The sequence below is a fragment of the Streptomyces sp. CB03234 genome, from assembly GCF_001905885.1.
Lineage (GTDB): Bacteria > Actinomycetota > Actinomycetes > Streptomycetales > Streptomycetaceae > Streptomyces.
Map to the genome: position 1 here is coordinate 102,602 of NZ_LIYH01000007.1, position 16,522 is coordinate 119,123.

A 16,522-nucleotide genomic window follows, 5' to 3' on the forward strand; every position below is an offset into this window, starting at 1 on the left:
CGGCGGCGGGACATCGTGGCCGTCCGCCATCCCGGCCACGGCTGCTGAAACGCCGAAGTCCGGCGCCCCGGAAAAGGGCGCCGGACTTCGGAAGAACACAGGGCGGCTTACAGCCCCGCGGCCTTGCGCAGCGCGTCGACGCGGTCGGTGCGCTCCCAGGTGAAGTCGGGGAGTTCGCGGCCGAAGTGGCCGTAGGCGGCCGTCTGGCCGTAGATGGGGCGCAGCAGGTCGAGGTCGCGGATGATGGCGGCCGGGCGGAGGTCGAAGACCTCGCTGATCGCCGTCTCGATCTTCTCCACCTCGACCTTGGCGGTGCCGAAGGTCTCCACGAACAGGCCGACCGGCTCGGCCTTGCCGATGGCGTACGCGACCTGGACCTCGCAGCGCGAGGCGAGCCCGGCCGCGACGACGTTCTTCGCCACCCAGCGCATCGCGTAGGCGGCCGAGCGGTCCACCTTGGAGGGGTCCTTGCCGGAGAACGCGCCGCCGCCGTGACGGGCCATACCGCCGTACGTGTCGATGATGATCTTGCGGCCGGTCAGGCCGGCGTCACCCATCGGGCCGCCGATCTCGAACCGCCCCGTCGGGTTGACCAGCAGCCGGTAGCCCTCCGTGTCCAGCTTGATGCCGTCGTCCAGGAGCTGCCCCAGCACATGCTCGACGACGAACTCGCGGATGTCGGGCGCCAGCAGCGACTCCAGATCGATGTCCGAGGCGTGCTGCGAGGAGACCACCACCGTGTCCAGGCGGACGGCCTTGTCACCGTCGTACTCGATGGTGACCTGGGTCTTGCCGTCCGGGCGCAGGTAGGGGATCGTGCCGTTCTTGCGGACCTCGGTCAGACGCTTGGACAGCCGGTGCGCCAGGTGGATCGGCAGCGGCATCAGCTCGGGCGTCTCGTCCGACGCGTACCCGAACATCAGACCCTGGTCGCCCGCGCCCTGCTTGTCCAGCTCGTCCTCGTCGCCCTCGACACGCTTCTCGTACGCCGTGTCGACGCCCTGCGCGATGTCCGGCGACTGCGCGCCGATCGAGACGGAGACTCCGCAGGACGCGCCGTCGAAGCCCTTCTTCGACGAGTCGTAACCGATCTCCAGAATCTTGTTGCGCACCAGCGTGGGGATGTCGGCGTACGCCTTGGTCGTCACCTCGCCGGCCACATGCACCAGGCCGGTGGTGATCAACGTCTCCACGGCCACACGGGAGGTGGGGTCCTCCCGCAGCAGCGCATCGAGAATCGTGTCGCTGATCTGGTCAGCGATCTTGTCGGGGTGACCCTCGGTCACGGACTCCGAGGTGAACAGACGACGGGACACAACGCTCCCTGGGTTTGCAGCGGCTGCTGGCTGATCATTTGCGGACCGGCAGGGGGCTGCGCCCCGCGTCGTTCCGAGGACAGTTTATCGGGCGCTCTCGGCCGTTGGACCAGGTGTCTCGCACGTTGGGAGCCGGATCGGCCACATCTGCCGTATCGGCGGTAGGACGATCAGCTCTCCCCGCGGACCGGAACGCCGGTTTTCCTGGGGTTTCATCCGCCCAAAGGGCGAAATGAGAGATTCATCCAGATGTATCCGAGTCGGTGGTGTCCGAGGCCCGCAGCCGGGGTGCGACGAGGTCCCACACAGTCTCCGCGAGGGCCTCCTTGGGCCCGTACGGTACGGGGGTTTCCGCGCCGTCGGCGGCCAGCACCACGGCCTCGTTCTCCTCCGAGCCGAAGGTCTTGCGCTCCCCCACCTCGTTCACCACGAGCAGGTCACACCCCTTGCGGCGGAGCTTCTCCCGACCATTGGCCAAAACATCATCGGTCTCGGCGGCGAAGCCGACGATCACCTGCTCCGGACGGGCGCGTTCCGCGGAGATCTCGGCCAGGACGTCCGGGTTGCGGACCAGCACGATGGGCGCCGGCTCCTGGCCGTCCTTCTTCTTGATCTTGCCTTCGGCGTACGTGGCGGGGCGGAAGTCCGCGACGGCCGCGGCCATCACCACGGCGTCCGCGTCGGCCGCCGCCTTGAGCACCGCCTCACGCAGCTGGACGGCGGTGCCCACGTGGACCACGTCGACGCCCGCCGGGTCCGGCATGCCGGTGTTGGCCTCGATCAGCGTCACCCGGGCACCCCGGGCGGCGGCGATCCTGGCGAGGGCGTACCCCTGCTTGCCGGAGGAACGGTTCCCCAGGTACCGCACCGGGTCCAGCGGCTCGCGCGTGCCGCCCGCGCTGACCACGACATGGCGGCCCGCGAGGTCGGGCTCGGCGGCGGCGCCGCGTGCGAGGACCCGGCGGCAGATCTCGAAGATCTCGTCCGGGTCGGGCAGCCGGCCCTTGCCGGTGTCGACGCCGGTGAGGCGGCCGACGGCCGGCTCGATCACCACGGCGCCCCGGCGGCGCAGCGTGGCGACGTTCTCCTGGGTGGCGGGGTGCTCCCACATCTCGGTGTGCATGGCGGGCGCGAAGACCACCGGACAGCGGGCGGTGAGCAGCGTGTTGGTCAGCAGGTCGTCGGCGAGGCCGTGGGCGGCCTTGGCCAGCATGTCGGCGGTGGCCGGGGCGACGACCACGAGGTCGGCGTGCTGCCCGATGCGTACGTGCGGGACCTCGTGGACGTCCGACCAGACCTCGGTCGAGACGGGGTTCCCGGAGAGCGCGGACCAGGTGGCGGCGCCCACGAAGTGCAGGGCGGCGCCGGTCGGGACGACCCGTACGTCATGGCCGGACTCGGTCAGCCGCCGCAGCAGCTCGCACGCCTTGTAGGCGGCGATGCCACCGCTGACTCCGAGGACGACCTTCGGCTTGTCCACTCAATGCCTCCCGGCTCCGGCCCGTTGCTGTCGCTACTACGGTCTCCATGACACACCACAGGCCCGGCGGAGTGTCCACCGGGCCTGTCATGACTTGTGCAGTGGGGCGCCTACTGGGCCGGGCCCTCGATGGCCTCGGAGGTCAGCAGACCCGCGTTGATCTCACGCAGGGCGATCGAGAGCGGCTTCTCGTGGACGTGGGTGTCCACCAGCGGACCGACGTACTCCAGCAGGCCCTCACCGAGCTGCGAGTAGTACGCGTTGATCTGACGCGCACGCTTGGCCGCGTAGATCACGAGGCTGTACTTCGAGTCAGTGGCCTCGAGCAGCTCGTCGATCGGCGGGTTGATGATGCCCTCGGGCGCGGTGATGGAAGAGGACACGCTCTACCTTCCGAAAAACTTCTGGAAAATGGGACAAAGATCAAACAACTTGCATCAAGGCTAGCAGCTCACGGGCTACGTCCTCGACGGAGGTGTTGACGAGGGTGGTGTCGAACTCGGATTCCGCCGCGAGTTCGATCTTGGCTGTTTCGAGGCGCCGCTCGATGACCTCCGGCGGCTCCGTGCCGCGGCCGGTCAGCCGGCGGACCAGCTCCTCCCAGCTCGGCGGGGCCAGGAAGACCAGCTGGGCCTCCGGCATCGACTCGCGGACCAGCCGCGCGCCCTGGAGGTCGATCTCCAGCAGCACGGGCTCGCCCGCCTCGATCCGCTCCAGCACCGCACGGCGCGGGGTGCCGTAGCGGTTGCCGGCGAACTCGGCCCACTCCAGCAGTTCGCCGTTGGCGACCAGCTTGTCGAACTCGTCGTCGCCGACGAAGTAGTACTGCACGCCGTCCCGCTCGCCGGGTCGCGGCTTGCGGGTCGTGGCGGACACCGACAGCCAGACCTCGGGGTGGACCTTGCGCATATGAGCGACGACCGTGCTCTTGCCGACCCCGGAGGGGCCGGAGAGCACGGTCAGTCGCGGACGTACGTCCGGGGGCTCGGGGGCGGTCCCCCGGGATGTTGCAGCCATGGGGCGATTATTCCAGGTTTACTCCGGTGCCCCGGACGTCAGGCCCCGGTGCTGCCGAACTCGCGCTCCAGGGACGCGATCTGGTTGGAGCCGAGACCCCGCACACGACGGCTCTCGGAGATGCCGAGCCGCTCCATGATCTGCTTGGCGCGGACCTTGCCCACGCCGGGCAGGGACTCCAGGAGTGCGGAGACCTTCATCTTGCCGATGACCTCGTTCTCCTGGCCCTGCTTGATGACCTCCTGGAGCGAGGCGCCGGAGTGCTTGAGTCGATTCTTGACCTCGGCCCGCTCCCGGCGAGCCGCGGCGGCCTTTTCGAGCGCGGCTGCGCGCTGTTCAGGGGTAAGGGGCGGAAGAGCCACGCCTACGTCACCTCGGATGTCGAACTGTCGGATACGGACCGGTGAGGAACCTAGTCGGCCCACACCAGGGGAGCAACGAGCAACGCAGTGCACGTTGGCTCTGCGACGGAGACTAGCGGCCATGGCCGCCAGAGTCAGCGAGAACGAAGGAAAAGTCCTGGTCAGCATCGACCTACCCAGACATTTAAGACATAACGACTCCGTTTTGCGCGCAGATTCCGACGGTGGCGAGCACAGGCCGCTCGAACGTGAGCCGCATCACACCTCGAAGCCGCCCCGAACGCCGGAACCCACGGTCACCTCGGGGTGACCGTGGGCTCCGGCCGTACGGGTGGCGTGCGGCGTCAGGCGCCGACCGCCGCCCGCACCTCGTCCGCGTACCGCCGCGCCGCCTCGCGCAGCGCCGCAGCGTCCGGACCGTGGCGCAGCACGCCACGGCTGACGCTGGGCACGACATTGCGCACGGCCGCGCCGAAGACGCCCGGCAGATCGGCCGGGGTCGCGCCCTGGGCACCGATGCCGGGGGCGAGCAGCGGGCCGTTGATGTCCAGGTCGTACGAGGAGAGGTCGCCGAGCGTGGCGCCGACGACCGCGCCGAAGGAGCCCAGGGGGCTCTCCCCCGCGTTGTCCTCGGCGAGGTGGGCCAGCATGGTCGCGGCGATGGTCCGGCCGTCCTCACGGCGCGCGCCCTGCACCTCCGCGCCCTCCGGGTTGGACGTGAGGGCGAGGACGAACAGCCCGGCGCCGCTCTCGCGGGCCAGGTCGACGGCCGGCTTGAGCGAGCCGTAACCGAGGTACGGGGAGACCGTCAGCGCGTCGGAGAAGAGCGGGGAGTCCTTGCGCAGGTACGTCTCGGCGTAGGCGGCCATGGTGGAGCCGATGTCGCCGCGCTTGGCGTCCATCACGACCAGCGCGCCCGCGTCCCGCAGGTCCGCCACGGCCCGCTCCAGGACGGCGATCCCGCGCGAGCCGAACCGCTCGAAGAAGGCGCTCTGCGGCTTGAAGACGGCCACCCGGTCGGCCAGCGCGTCCACGACCGTACGGGTGAAGCGCTCCAGGCCCGCCACGTCGTCGTTCAGGCCCCAGGCGGACAGCAGGGAGCCGTGCGGGTCGATACCGACGCACAGCGGGCCCCGGGCGTCCATGGCGTGCCGCAGACGGGCACCGAAGGGTTCCAGCGGGCTCATACGGCGGCCTTTCGGGTGTCGGCGCCGACGGCCTCGGCGAGGGTGGCGTACGGGGAGGCGTTCAGCCGGGCGGCGAGGCCCTTGTGGATGGCGCGGGCGTAGCAGGGGCCCTCGTAGATGAAGGCGCTGTAGCCCTGGACCAGGGTGGCGCCGGCGAGGATGCGCTGCCAGGCGTCCTCGGCGTTCTCGATGCCGCCGACGCCGACGAGCGTGATGCGGTCGCCCACGCGCGCGTAGAGGCGGCGCAGCACCTCCAGGGAGCGCTCCTTGAGCGGCGCCCCGGACAGGCCGCCGGTCTCGGCCACCAGGGCGGGGGCGGACTTCAGGCCCTCGCGGGCAATGGTGGTGTTGGTGGCGATGATGCCGTCCAGGCCCAGCTCCACGGCCAGGTCGGCGACCGCGTCGACGTCCTCGTCGGCCAGGTCGGGCGCGATCTTGACGAGGAGCGGGACGCGGCGGTCGGTGACCGTGCGGTCGGCGGCCTCGCGGACGGCCGTGAGGAGGGGCCGGAGGGACTCGGTGGCCTGGAGGTTGCGGAGGCCTGGGGTGTTCGGCGAGGAGACGTTGACGACCAGGTAGTCGGCGTGGCGGGCGAGCCGCTCGGTCGACTTCACGTAGTCGGCGGCGGCGTCGGCCTCCGGGACGACCTTGGTCTTGCCGATGTTGACGCCCACGACCGTCCTGAAGACCGGCACGCGCGCGTGGAGGCGGGCGGCGACGGCCGCCGAGCCGTCGTTGTTGAAGCCCATGCGGTTGATCAGGGCGCGGTCCGCGACGAGGCGGAAGAGGCGCTTCTTGGGGTTGCCGGGCTGCGGCTCGCCCGTGACCGTACCGATCTCGACGTGGTCGAAGCCGAGCATCGCCATGCCGTCGATGGCGACGGCGTTCTTGTCGAAGCCGGCGGCGAGCCCGAAGGGGCCGTGCATGCGCAGGCCGAAGGCCTCGGTGCGCAGCTCCTTGTAGCGGGGGGCCAGGGCGGCGGCGACGAACGTGCGCAGCACCGGGATGCGGGCGGCCAGACGGATCCAGCGGAAGGCCAGGTAGTGGGCCTGCTCCGGGTCCATCCGGGAGAAGAACAGCCGGAAGAAGAGCTTGTACATGGTGGTGGTGTCCTCATGAGGAGGGGGACACCGTTCGACGGTGTCCCCCTCGTGGGCTGCTAGTCGCGGGCCGCGATCAGGTGTTCCGCGTGTTCCTGGAGGGAACGTACGCCCACTCCGCCATGGTTGAGCGCGTCGATGCCCTGGACGGCGGCGGCGAGCGCCTGGACCGTCGTCAGGCACGGGACGCCACGGGAGACGGCCGCGGTGCGGATCTCGTAGCCGTCGAGGCGGCCACCGGTGCCGTACGGGGTGTTGACGATGAGGTCCACCTCGCCGTCGTGGATGAGGCGCACGATGGTCTTCTCGCCGCCCGGGCCCTCGCCCTCGGACTGCTTGCGCACGACGGTGGCGTTGATGCCGTTGCGCTTGAGGACCTCGGCGGTGCCGGAGGTGGCCAGCAGCTCGAAGCCGTGGGCGACCAGCTCGCGCGCCGGGAAGATCATCGAGCGCTTGTCGCGGTTGGCGACCGAGATGAAGGCACGCCCCTTGGTGGGCAGCGGGCCGTAGGCGCCGGCCTGCGACTTGGCGTAGGCCGTGCCGAAGACAGCGTCGATGCCCATGACCTCGCCGGTGGAGCGCATCTCCGGTCCGAGGACGGTGTCCACGCCACGCCCGTGCACGTCGCGGAAGCGCGACCACGGCATGACGGCCTCCTTGACGGAGATCGGCGCGTCCAGCGGCAGGGTGCCGCCGTCGCCGTTCTTCGGCAGCAGGCCCTCGGCGCGCAGCTCGGCGATGGTGGCGCCCAGCGAGATGCGGGCGGCGGCCTTCGCCAGCGGCACGGCGGTCGCCTTGGAGGTGAAGGGAACCGTACGGCTGGCGCGCGGGTTGGCCTCCAGGACGTACAGGATGTCGCCGGCCATCGCGAACTGGATGTTGATCAGGCCGCGGACACCGACGCCGCGCGCGATCGCCTCGGTGGAGGCGCGCAGCCGCTTGATGTCGTGGCCGCCGAGCGTGATCGGGGGCAGGGCGCACGCCGAGTCGCCGGAGTGGATGCCGGCCTCCTCGATGTGCTCCATGACGCCGCCGAGGTAGAGCTCGGTGCCGTCGTACAGCGCGTCGACGTCGATCTCGATGGCGTCGTCGAGGAACCGGTCGACGAGGACCGGGCGGGTCGGGGAGATCTCGGTGGACTCGGCGATGTACGCCTCCAGGCGCGCCTCGTCGTACACGATCTCCATGCCCCGGCCGCCGAGCACGTACGACGGGCGTACGAGGACCGGGTAGCCGATCTCGTCGGCGATGGCCTTGGCGCCGGCGAAGGTGGTCGCGGTGCCGTGCTTGGGGGCGGGCAGCCCGGCCTCGGCGAGGACCTGGCCGAAGGCGCCACGGTCCTCGGCGGCGTGGATGGCCTCCGGGGAGGTGCCGACGACCGTCACACCGTTGTCCTTGAGCGCCTGGGCGAGGCCCAGCGGGGTCTGGCCGCCGAGCTGGACGACGACACCCGCGATGGGGCCGGCCAGGGACTCGGCGTGGACGATCTCCAGCACGTCCTCGAGCGTCAGCGGCTCGAAGTACAGGCGGTCGGAGGTGTCGTAGTCCGTCGAGACGGTCTCCGGGTTGCAGTTGACCATCACGGTCTCGTAGCCCGCCTCGCTGAGCGCGAAGGAGGCGTGGACGCACGAGTAGTCGAACTCGATGCCCTGGCCGATGCGGTTCGGGCCGGAGCCGAGAATGATCACCGCGGGCTTCTCGCGCGGCGCGACCTCGCTCTCCTCGTCGTACGAGGAGTAGAAGTACGGGGTCTTGGCGGCGAACTCGGCGGCGCAGGTGTCGACCGTCTTGTAGACCGGGCGGACGCCGAGGGCGTGCCGGACCTCACGTACGACGTCCTCGCGCAGGCCCCGGATCTCGGCGATCTGGACGTCGGAGAAGCCGTGGCGCTTGGCCTCGGCGAGCAGCTCGGGCTCGAGCTTCTCGGCGGCGGCCAGCTCGTCGGCGATCTCCTTGATCAGGAAGAGCTGGTCGACGAACCAAGGGTCGATCTTCGTCGCGTCGAAGACCTCCTGGGGCGTCGCGCCGGCGCGGATGGCCTGCATGACGGTGTTGATGCGGCCGTCGGTGGGGCGCACGGCCTCGCGCAGCAGCTCGTCCTTGTCGCCGGGCTCGCCGGTGAAGGTGAACTGGCTGCCCTTCTTCTCCAGGGAGCGCAGCGCCTTCTGCAGGGCCTCGGTGAAGTTCCGGCCGATGGCCATGGCCTCGCCGACCGACTTCATGGTGGTGGTCAGCGTGGAGTCGGCGGAGGGGAACTTCTCGAAGGCGAAGCGCGGCGCCTTGACGACGACGTAGTCGAGGGTCGGCTCGAAGGAGGCCGGGGTCTTCTCGGTGATGTCGTTGGGGATCTCGTCGAGCGTGTAGCCGACGGCGAGGCGGGCCGCGATCTTCGCGATCGGGAAGCCGGTGGCCTTGGACGCGAGCGCCGAGGACCGGGAGACGCGGGGGTTCATCTCAATGACGATGACCCGGCCGTCCTCGGGGTTGACCGCGAACTGGATGTTGCAGCCACCGGTGTCGACGCCGACCTCGCGGATGATCGCGATGCCGACGTCACGGAGGATCTGGTACTCGCGGTCGGTGAGCGTCATGGCCGGGGCGACGGTGATCGAGTCACCGGTGTGGACGCCCATCGGGTCGAAGTTCTCGATCGAGCAGACGACCACGACGTTGTCGTGCTTGTCGCGCATCAGCTCCAGCTCGTACTCCTTCCAGCCGAGGATGGACTCCTCCAGGAGCACCTCGGTGGTCGGAGACAGCGTCAGGCCCTGGCCGGCGATGCGGCGCAGCTCCTCCTCGTCGTGCGCGAAGCCGGAGCCGGCGCCGCCCATGGTGAAGGAGGGACGGACGACGACGGGGTAGCCGCCGAGCGTCTCGACGCCCTTGAGGACGTCGTCCATGGAGTGGCAGATGACCGAGCGGGCGGACTCGCCGTGCCCGATCTTCTTGCGGACCTCCTCCACGACGCCCTTGAACAGGTCGCGGTCCTCGCCCTTGTGGATGGCCTCGACGTTGGCGCCGATCAGCTCCACGCCGTACTTCTCCAGCACACCCTGCTCGTGCATGGAGATGGCGGTGTTGAGCGCGGTCTGGCCGCCGAGGGTGGGCAGGAGCGCGTCGGGGCGCTCCTTGGCGATGATCTTCTCGACGAACTCGGGGGTGATCGGCTCGACGTACGTGGCGTCGGCGATCTCCGGGTCGGTCATGATCGTCGCCGGGTTGGAGTTCACCAGGATGACGCGCAGGCCCTCGGACTTGAGGACGCGGCACGCCTGGGTGCCGGAGTAGTCGAACTCGGCGGCCTGGCCGATGACGATCGGGCCGGAGCCGATGACCAGGACGGACTGGATATCGGTGCGCTTAGGCACGCTCGGCCTCCATCAGGGATACGAAGCGGTCGAAGAGGTACGCGGCGTCGTGCGGGCCGGCGGCTGCTTCGGGGTGGTACTGGACGCTGAAGGCCGGCTGGTCGAGCAGCTGGAGGCCCTCCACCACGTTGTCGTTGAGGCAGACGTGGGAGACCTCGGCGCGGCCGTAGGGGGTGTCGGACACCTTGTCGAGGGGAGCGTCGACGGCGAAGCCGTGGTTGTGCGCGGTGACCTCGACCTTGCCGGTCGTACGGTCCTGCACGGGCTGGTTGATGCCGCGGTGGCCGTACTTGAGCTTGTAGGTGCCGAAGCCCAGCGCGCGGCCCAGGATCTGGTTGCCGAAGCAGATGCCGAACAGGGGCGTCTTGCGCTCCAGGACGGCCTGCATGACGGCCACGGGGCCGTCGGCGGTGGCGGGGTCGCCGGGGCCGTTGGAGAAGAACACGCCGTCGGGGTTGACGGCGTAGACGTCCTCGGCGGTGGCGGTGGCGGGCAGCACGTGCACCTCGATGCCGCGCTCGGCCATCCGGTGCGGGGTCATGCCCTTGATGCCGAGGTCGACGGCGGCGACGGTGAACTTCTTGCTCCCGATCGCGGGGACGACGTACGGCTCCCTGGTCGCCACCTCGGCGGCCAGGTTCGCGCCCTTCATCTGCGGGGCGGCCTGGACCTTGGCGAGCAGGGTCGTTTCGTCGGCGATCGCGTCGCCGGAGAAGATGCCGACGCGCATGGCGCCGCGCTCGCGGAGGTGGCGGGTGAGCGCGCGGGTGTCGATGCCGCTGATGCCGACGACGCCCTGGGCGGCCAGCTCGTCGTCCAGGGTGCGGCGGGAGCGCCAGTTGGACGGGATGCGGGCGGGGTCGCGGACCACGTACCCGGAGACCCAGATCTTCTTGGACTCGGGGTCCTCGTCGTTGACGCCGGTGTTGCCGACGTGCGGCGCGGTCATCACGACGACCTGGCGGTGGTACGACGGGTCGGTCAGGGTCTCCTGGTAGCCGGTCATGCCGGTGGAGAACACGGCCTCGCCGAAGGTCTCCCCCACGGCCCCGTAGGCACGGCCGCGGAAGGTGCGGCCGTCCTCCAGGACGAGTACGGCGGGAGTCTTGGCGGCTCCCCTGGTGGAGGTCGTCATCGTGCGGCGCCTTCCGTCGTAGTGATCATGGTGTTCAGGTTGTCGACCCAGGCGGGGTGCTCCGCCGCCCGGTCGGAGCGGAAGCCGGAGTCGATCAGGGTGTCGCCGTGCTTCCAGGTGACGACCAGCAGGCCGCCCTCGGTGAGGACCTTGCCCGCGATGCCCTTGTCGAGCCGGGCGCCGCGCAGCCGCTCGGCCGGGACGAAGAAGTCGGTGGCCCCGGGGCGTACGACTTCCAGGCCCTCGTCGGTGAGCGTCAGCTCGGCGCGGCTGCGGGTACCCAGGCCGTGGGCGACGATCCGGTCGAGCCACTGCCCGGCGGTGGTGGACCCGTGGTAGCGGCCGGTCATGGTCAGTTTGGCCGTGCCGGAGCTTTCCGGCATTCCCGGCAGATCGGGCAGGTCCGACTGGAGGCTGCCGCGCCACTTCCATCCCTGGCGCATCAGCCAGTAGACGAGCGCGACGAAGAGCAGCAGCCCGGCGACCCAGCCGAGCCGGGCGGCCCAGTCGGTCACCTCGGCGGATTTCTGCTCCACAGCAAGTTCGATGAGTGTCACGCCAGCTTCCCGTCCATGAGCGTCGCCCGGCCCCGCAGGAAGGTGTGGGTGACGCGCCCCGGCAGCTCACGGCCCTCGTAGGGGGTGTTGCGGCTGCGGGAGGCGAAGCCCGCGGGGTCCACGGGACCACGGTATGCCGGATCGACGAGGGTGAGGTTGGCGGGCTCACCAGCCGAGACGGGGCGGCCGTGGCCGGTGGCGCGGCCGATCTTCGCGGGCTTGAAGGACATCCGGTCGGCGACGCCGGCCCAGTCCAGCAGCCCGGTCTCGACCATCGTGTGCTGGACGACGGAGAGCGCGGTCTCCAGGCCGACCATGCCCATGGCGGCGGCGGCCCACTCGCAGTCCTTGTCCTCGTGCGGGTGCGGGGCGTGGTCGGTGGCGACGATGTCGATCGTGCCGTCGGCCAGCGCCTCGCGCAGCGCCATCACGTCGCGCTCGGTGCGCAGCGGCGGGTTGACCTTGTAGACCGGGTTGTACGAGCGGACCAGCTCGTCCGTCAGGAGGAGGTGGTGCGGGGTGACCTCGGCGGTGACGTCGATGCCGCGCGACTTGGCCCAGCGGACGATCTCGACGGACCCGGCGGTCGACAGGTGGCAGATGTGCACGCGGGAGCCGACGTGCTCGGCGAGCAGCACGTCACGGGCGATGATCGACTCCTCGGCGACGGCCGGCCAGCCGCCCAGGCCCAGCTCGGCGGAGACGACGCCCTCGTTCATCTGGGCGCCCTCGGTGAGGCGGGGCTCCTGGGCGTGCTGGGCGACGACGCCGCCGAAGGCCTTCACGTACTCCAGGGCGCGGCGCATCATCACGGCGTCGTCGACGCACTTGCCGTCGTCGGAGAAGACGGTGACGCCGGCGGCGGACTCGTGCATGGCGCCCAGCTCGGCGAGCTTCTTGCCCTCCAGGCCGACGGTGACGGCGCCGATGGGCTGGACGTCGCAGTAGCCGTGCTCCTGGCCGAGCCGGTAGACCTGCTCCACGACGCCGGCGGTGTCGGCGACCGGGAAGGTGTTGGCCATGGCGAACACGGACGTGTAGCCGCCGGAGGCGGCCGCACGGGTACCGGTGAGGACCGTCTCGGAGTCCTCGCGGCCCGGCTCGCGGAGGTGGGTGTGGAGGTCGACCAGGCCGGGCAGCAGGATCTGCCCCTCGGCCTCGACGACGGTCGCGCCGTCGGCCGACAGGCCCGTACCCACCTGGGCGATGGTCTCACCGTCGATCAGAACGTCCTGGGCCTCGCCGCCGAGCACCTTCGCACCACGGATCAGGATCTTGCTCATGCTTACTTGCTCTCCTCGGTACGGGTCTGGCTGACGGCGGACTCATTGCCGCCCAGGAGCAGGTACAGGACGGCCATGCGGATGGAGACGCCGTTGGCGACCTGCTCGACGACCGTGCAGCGGTCGGAGTCGGCGACCTCGGCGGTGATCTCCATGCCACGCACCATCGGGCCGGGGTGCATCACTATGGCGTGCTCGGGCATCTTCGCCATGCGGTCGCCGTCCAGGCCGTAGCGGCGCGAGTACTCCCGCTCGGTCGGGAAGAACGCGGCGTTCATACGCTCGCGCTGGACGCGCAGCATCATCACGGCGTCGGACTTCGGCAGGGTGCTGTCGAGGTCGTAGGAGATCTCGCACGGCCACGTCTCGACGCCGACCGGGACCAGGGTCGGCGGGGCGACCAGGGTGACCTCGGCGCCGAGGGTGTGCAGCAGGTCGACGTTGGAGCGGGCGACCCGGCTGTGCAGGACGTCCCCGACGATCGTGATGCGCTTGCCGGCGAGGTCCTGGCCGAGCCCGGCGTCCCGGCCGACCAGGCGGCGGCGCATGGTGAAGGCGTCCAGCAGCGCCTGCGTGGGGTGCTGGTGGGTGCCGTCACCGGCGTTGATGACGGCGGCGTCGATCCAGCCGGAGGTGGCCAGGCGGTACGGGGCGCCCGAGGCGCCGTGCCGGATGACGACGGCGTCGACGCCCATCGCCTCCAGGGTCTGGGCCGTGTCCTTGAGGGACTCGCCCTTGGAGACCGAGGAGCCCTTGGCGCTGAAGTTGATGACGTCGGCGGAGAGGCGCTTCTCGGCGGCCTCGAAGGAGATGCGGGTACGGGTCGAGTCCTCGAAGAAGAGGTTGACGACGGTGCGGCCGCGGAGGGTGGGCAGCTTCTTGATCGGCCGGTCGGCGACCCTGGCCATCTCCTCGGCGGTGTCGAGGATGAGGACGGCGTCGTCGCGGGTGAGGTCGGCGGCCGAGATGAGGTGGCGCATCATCGGGGGGTGTTTCTCCGGTTTTGTGGAGGTCGGGGGCCGGGAGATGACCTGTTCGCGGACAGGCCCAGCAGGCGTGCGGGCGTGCGGCGGCGGCACTCCGTACGAAGGGGGCGTACGGCGGTGCTACTGCCCGCCCGCCGGGGCGGTGGGGGCGGTCTCCCGGACACCGAGCAGCACGGTGTCGCGACCGTCCTCCTCGGCGAGCTGGACCTTGACCGTCTCCCGCAGCGACGTGGGGAGGTTCTTGCCGACGTAGTCGGCGCGGATGGGGAGTTCGCGGTGGCCGCGGTCGACCAGGACCGCGAGCTGGACGGCGCGCGGGCGGCCGATGTCGCCGAGCGCGTCGAGGGCGGCGCGGATGGTGCGGCCGGAGAAGAGCACGTCGTCGACGAGGACGACGAGGCGCCCGTCGATGCCGTCGCCGGGGATCTCGGTGCGGGCGAGCGCGCGGGCGGGCCGCATCCGGAGATCGTCGCGGTACATGGTGATGTCGAGCGAGCCGACCGGCACCTTGCGGCCGGTGATCTGCTCGAGCTTGTCGGCGAGGCGGCGGGCGAGGAACACGCCACGCGTGGGAATGCCGAGGAGGACCACGTCGTCGGCGCCCTTGGCGCGCTCGACGATCTCATGGGCGATGCGGGTCAGTACCCGCGCGATGTCGGGGCCCTCGAGGACGGGGCGCGCGGCATCGGACTGCTGAATGGCGTCCATACGAAACGGACCTCCTTCTCCGCCTCACGGGACGGACCTTAAAGGACGTCGGAATTGCGCCACCCACGGTACCAGGCCCCGGCGGCTGCTCCGGTCCGGGATGTGGAAGACCGTCGGTACGGACCATTCGGCTTGACGCAGCCAAGTAACGCTGCGTAACCTCACAGTGAGTTACCAGCCTTCGTCCCGGGAGCTATATGTCCAGCGAATACGCAAAACAGCTCGGGGCCAAGCTCCGTGCCATCCGCACCCAGCAGGGCCTCTCCCTCCACGGTGTGGAGGAGAAGTCCCAGGGCCGCTGGAAGGCCGTGGTGGTCGGTTCGTACGAGCGCGGCGACCGTGCCGTGACCGTACAGCGCCTCGCCGAGCTGGCCGACTTCTACGGCGTCCCGGTGCAGGAGCTGCTGCCGGGCACCACGCCGGGCGGGGCCGCCGAGCCGCCGCCGAAGCTCGTCCTGGACCTGGAGCGCCTGGCTCACGTCCCCGCGGAGAAGGCGGGCCCGCTGCAGCGGTACGCCGCGACGATCCAGTCGCAGCGCGGTGACTACAACGGCAAGGTGCTGTCGATCCGGCAGGACGACCTGCGCACACTGGCGGTCATCTACGACCAGTCGCCCTCGGTGCTGACCGAGCAGCTGATCAGCTGGGGCGTGCTGGACGCGGACGCGCGCCGCGCGGTGGCGCACGAAGAGGCCTGATCTCCGGGCCTGCCACAGCAGAAACGTTGCCGCCGCCGGGTGCGGGGCCGCCCCCGGGCGCCCCACCGCACCCGGCGGTTTCACGTACGGGGCGGTTCGCGTGCCAGGCGGTTTCGCGTACGGAGCGGCTCGCGCACCGGCCGGTCCTCGTACGGGGCGGTTTCGCGTACGAAGCGGCTCGCGTACCGGACGCTCGCGGTCGGCTTCCCTGCTCGGCAGGGCCGGGCGGCTCGGCGCGGGCATGCCGAAGGGCCCGCCGCGCGGGGGCGCTGCGGGCCCTTCGTACAGGCTCGGTCAGTCTCGGCGGAGCTTCGGCTTGAGGTCCTTGAAGCGGGCCAGCATGCCGTTGACGAACGACGGGGACTCGTCGGTGGAGAACTCCTTGGCGAGCTGTACCGCCTCGTCGATCGCCACCGCGTCCGGGGTGCCGTCCACCCACACCAGCTCGTACGTACCCAGGCGCAGGATGTTCCGGTCGACGACCGGCATCCGGTCGAGCGCCCAGCCCTCCGCGTAGGTGGCGATGAGCTCGTCGATCCGGCCGGCGTACTGCGCGTACCCCTCGACGAGCTCCATCGTGTAGTCGCTGACCGGCGGCTGCCGATCGTCGGACCGGGCGTGCCGGACCCAGTCCGCAAGGACCTCCTGCGTGGGCACCCCACGCTGGTCGGCCTCGAAGAGGATCTGGAAGGCGCGCTTACGGGCCTTGTTCCGGGCAGCCACGGTTAGCTGTTCACCCGGCCGAGGTAGTCGCTCGAGCGGGTGTCGACCTTGATCTTCTCACCGGTGGTGATGAAGAGCGGGACCTGGATCTGGTGGCCGGTCTCCAGGGTGGCCGGCTTGGTGCCGCCGGTGGAGCGGTCGCCCTGGACGCCCGGCTCGGTCTCCTGGACGGTCAGCTCGACGGCGGCCGGGAGCTCGACGTAGAGCACCTCGCCCTCGTGCGTGGCGACGGTGGCGGTGAAGCCCTCGACCAGGAAGTTCGCGGCGTCGCCGACGGCCGCCTTGGAGACGAGCAGCTGGTCGTAGGTCTGCATGTCCATGAAGACGAAGTACTCGCCGTCCATGTACGAGAACTGCATGTCGCGGCGGTCGACGGTGGCCGTCTCGACCTTCACACCGGCGTTGAACGTCTTGTCGACGATCTTGCCGGAGAGCACGTTCTTGAGCTTGGTGCGCACGAAGGCCGGGCCCTTGCCGGGCTTGACGTGCTGGAACTCGACCACGGACCAGAGCTGGTCGTTGTCGAGCTTGAGCACCATGCCGTTCTTGAGGTCGTTCGTGGAAGCCACGGTTGCGGAATCTCCTGGACTGACGCTGGTGGA

General features: G+C 70.2%; 16 protein-coding genes. 1 reads left to right on the top strand and 15 read right to left on the bottom strand.

All coding sequences use genetic code 11. From position 1 onward, the window contains the following. Positions 1–107 precede the first annotated feature (107 nt). The 13 genes from metK to pyrR form a co-directional block, all read right to left on the bottom strand. A complete protein-coding gene (gene metK, locus AMK26_RS28985) occupies positions 108–1,316 on the bottom strand; it encodes a methionine adenosyltransferase (RefSeq protein ID WP_073758037.1) in 1,209 nt (402 codons plus the stop codon). Between the two features lie 241 nt (positions 1,317–1,557). Beyond that, positions 1,558–2,796 (bottom strand): bifunctional phosphopantothenoylcysteine decarboxylase/phosphopantothenate--cysteine ligase CoaBC, encoded by a 1,239-nt coding sequence (gene coaBC / locus AMK26_RS28990; RefSeq protein WP_073758039.1) that lies wholly within the window; start codon positions 2,794–2,796, stop codon positions 1,558–1,560. Between the two features lie 110 nt (positions 2,797–2,906). Continuing rightward, a complete protein-coding gene (rpoZ, locus tag AMK26_RS28995; protein ID WP_005319902.1) occupies positions 2,907–3,179 on the bottom strand; it encodes a DNA-directed RNA polymerase subunit omega in 273 nt (90 codons plus the stop codon). 40 nt (positions 3,180–3,219) lie between these two features. Next, entirely contained in the window at positions 3,220–3,813 is a 594-nt protein-coding gene (gmk, locus tag AMK26_RS29000) for a guanylate kinase (protein ID WP_073758041.1), read from the bottom strand. Positions 3,814–3,851: 38 nt separating this feature from the next. Then, complete coding sequence (locus AMK26_RS29005) at positions 3,852–4,175, bottom strand: integration host factor (RefSeq protein WP_064068014.1); 324 nt, start codon at positions 4,173–4,175, stop codon at positions 3,852–3,854. A gap of 344 nt (positions 4,176–4,519) precedes the next feature. Then, the gene (gene pyrF / locus AMK26_RS29010; protein ID WP_073758042.1) at positions 4,520–5,362 is read right to left on the bottom strand and encodes an orotidine-5'-phosphate decarboxylase; all 843 of its coding nucleotides are present in this window, start codon (positions 5,360–5,362) and stop codon (positions 4,520–4,522) included. After that, positions 5,359–6,462: a quinone-dependent dihydroorotate dehydrogenase gene (locus AMK26_RS29015; RefSeq protein WP_073758044.1), complete on the bottom strand. Its 1,104-nt coding sequence runs from the start codon at positions 6,460–6,462 to the stop codon at positions 5,359–5,361. Before AMK26_RS29015 ends, pyrF begins: the two co-directional genes overlap by 4 nt. 59 nt (positions 6,463–6,521) lie before the next feature. After that, positions 6,522–9,830, bottom strand: a complete 3,309-nt coding sequence (gene carB, locus AMK26_RS29020) for a carbamoyl-phosphate synthase large subunit (RefSeq protein ID WP_073758046.1) — start codon at positions 9,828–9,830, stop codon at positions 6,522–6,524. After that, on the bottom strand, positions 9,823–10,965 hold the full coding sequence (gene carA, locus AMK26_RS29025; protein ID WP_073758048.1) for a glutamine-hydrolyzing carbamoyl-phosphate synthase small subunit: 1,143 nt from the start codon (positions 10,963–10,965) through the stop codon (positions 9,823–9,825). The genes carB and carA overlap by 8 nt, the downstream gene beginning before the upstream one ends. Beyond that, positions 10,962–11,522, bottom strand: coding sequence for a PH-like domain-containing protein (locus tag AMK26_RS29030; RefSeq protein ID WP_073758050.1), 561 nt, complete (start codon positions 11,520–11,522; stop codon positions 10,962–10,964). Before AMK26_RS29030 ends, carA begins: the two co-directional genes overlap by 4 nt. Further along, positions 11,519–12,805, bottom strand: a complete 1,287-nt coding sequence (locus AMK26_RS29035; RefSeq protein ID WP_073758052.1) for a dihydroorotase — start codon at positions 12,803–12,805, stop codon at positions 11,519–11,521. The genes AMK26_RS29030 and AMK26_RS29035 overlap by 4 nt, the downstream gene beginning before the upstream one ends. Positions 12,806–12,807: 2 nt before the next feature. Beyond that, on the bottom strand, positions 12,808–13,788 hold the full coding sequence (locus AMK26_RS29040; protein WP_073758054.1) for an aspartate carbamoyltransferase catalytic subunit: 981 nt from the start codon (positions 13,786–13,788) through the stop codon (positions 12,808–12,810). Between the two features lie 123 nt (positions 13,789–13,911). Next, a complete protein-coding gene (gene pyrR, locus AMK26_RS29045; protein WP_073758056.1) occupies positions 13,912–14,499 on the bottom strand; it encodes a bifunctional pyr operon transcriptional regulator/uracil phosphoribosyltransferase PyrR in 588 nt (195 codons plus the stop codon). Between the two features lie 197 nt (positions 14,500–14,696). Between pyrR and bldD the strand changes: the two genes are divergently transcribed. Next, positions 14,697–15,197 carry a transcriptional regulator BldD gene (bldD, locus tag AMK26_RS29050; RefSeq protein ID WP_064068023.1) on the top strand — a complete coding sequence of 167 codons (501 nt, stop codon included), beginning with the start codon at positions 14,697–14,699 and terminating at the stop codon, positions 15,195–15,197. Positions 15,198–15,491: 294 nt separating this feature from the next. Here the strand turns inward: bldD and nusB are convergent, their stop codons facing one another. Both nusB and efp read right to left on the bottom strand, forming a co-directional pair. Beyond that, entirely contained in the window at positions 15,492–15,920 is a 429-nt protein-coding gene (nusB, locus tag AMK26_RS29055; RefSeq protein ID WP_073758058.1) for a transcription antitermination factor NusB, read from the bottom strand. A 2-nt stretch (positions 15,921–15,922) separates the two neighbouring features. Continuing rightward, positions 15,923–16,489, bottom strand: a complete 567-nt coding sequence (efp, locus tag AMK26_RS29060) for an elongation factor P (RefSeq protein ID WP_073758060.1) — start codon at positions 16,487–16,489, stop codon at positions 15,923–15,925. Positions 16,490–16,522 lie beyond the last annotated feature (33 nt).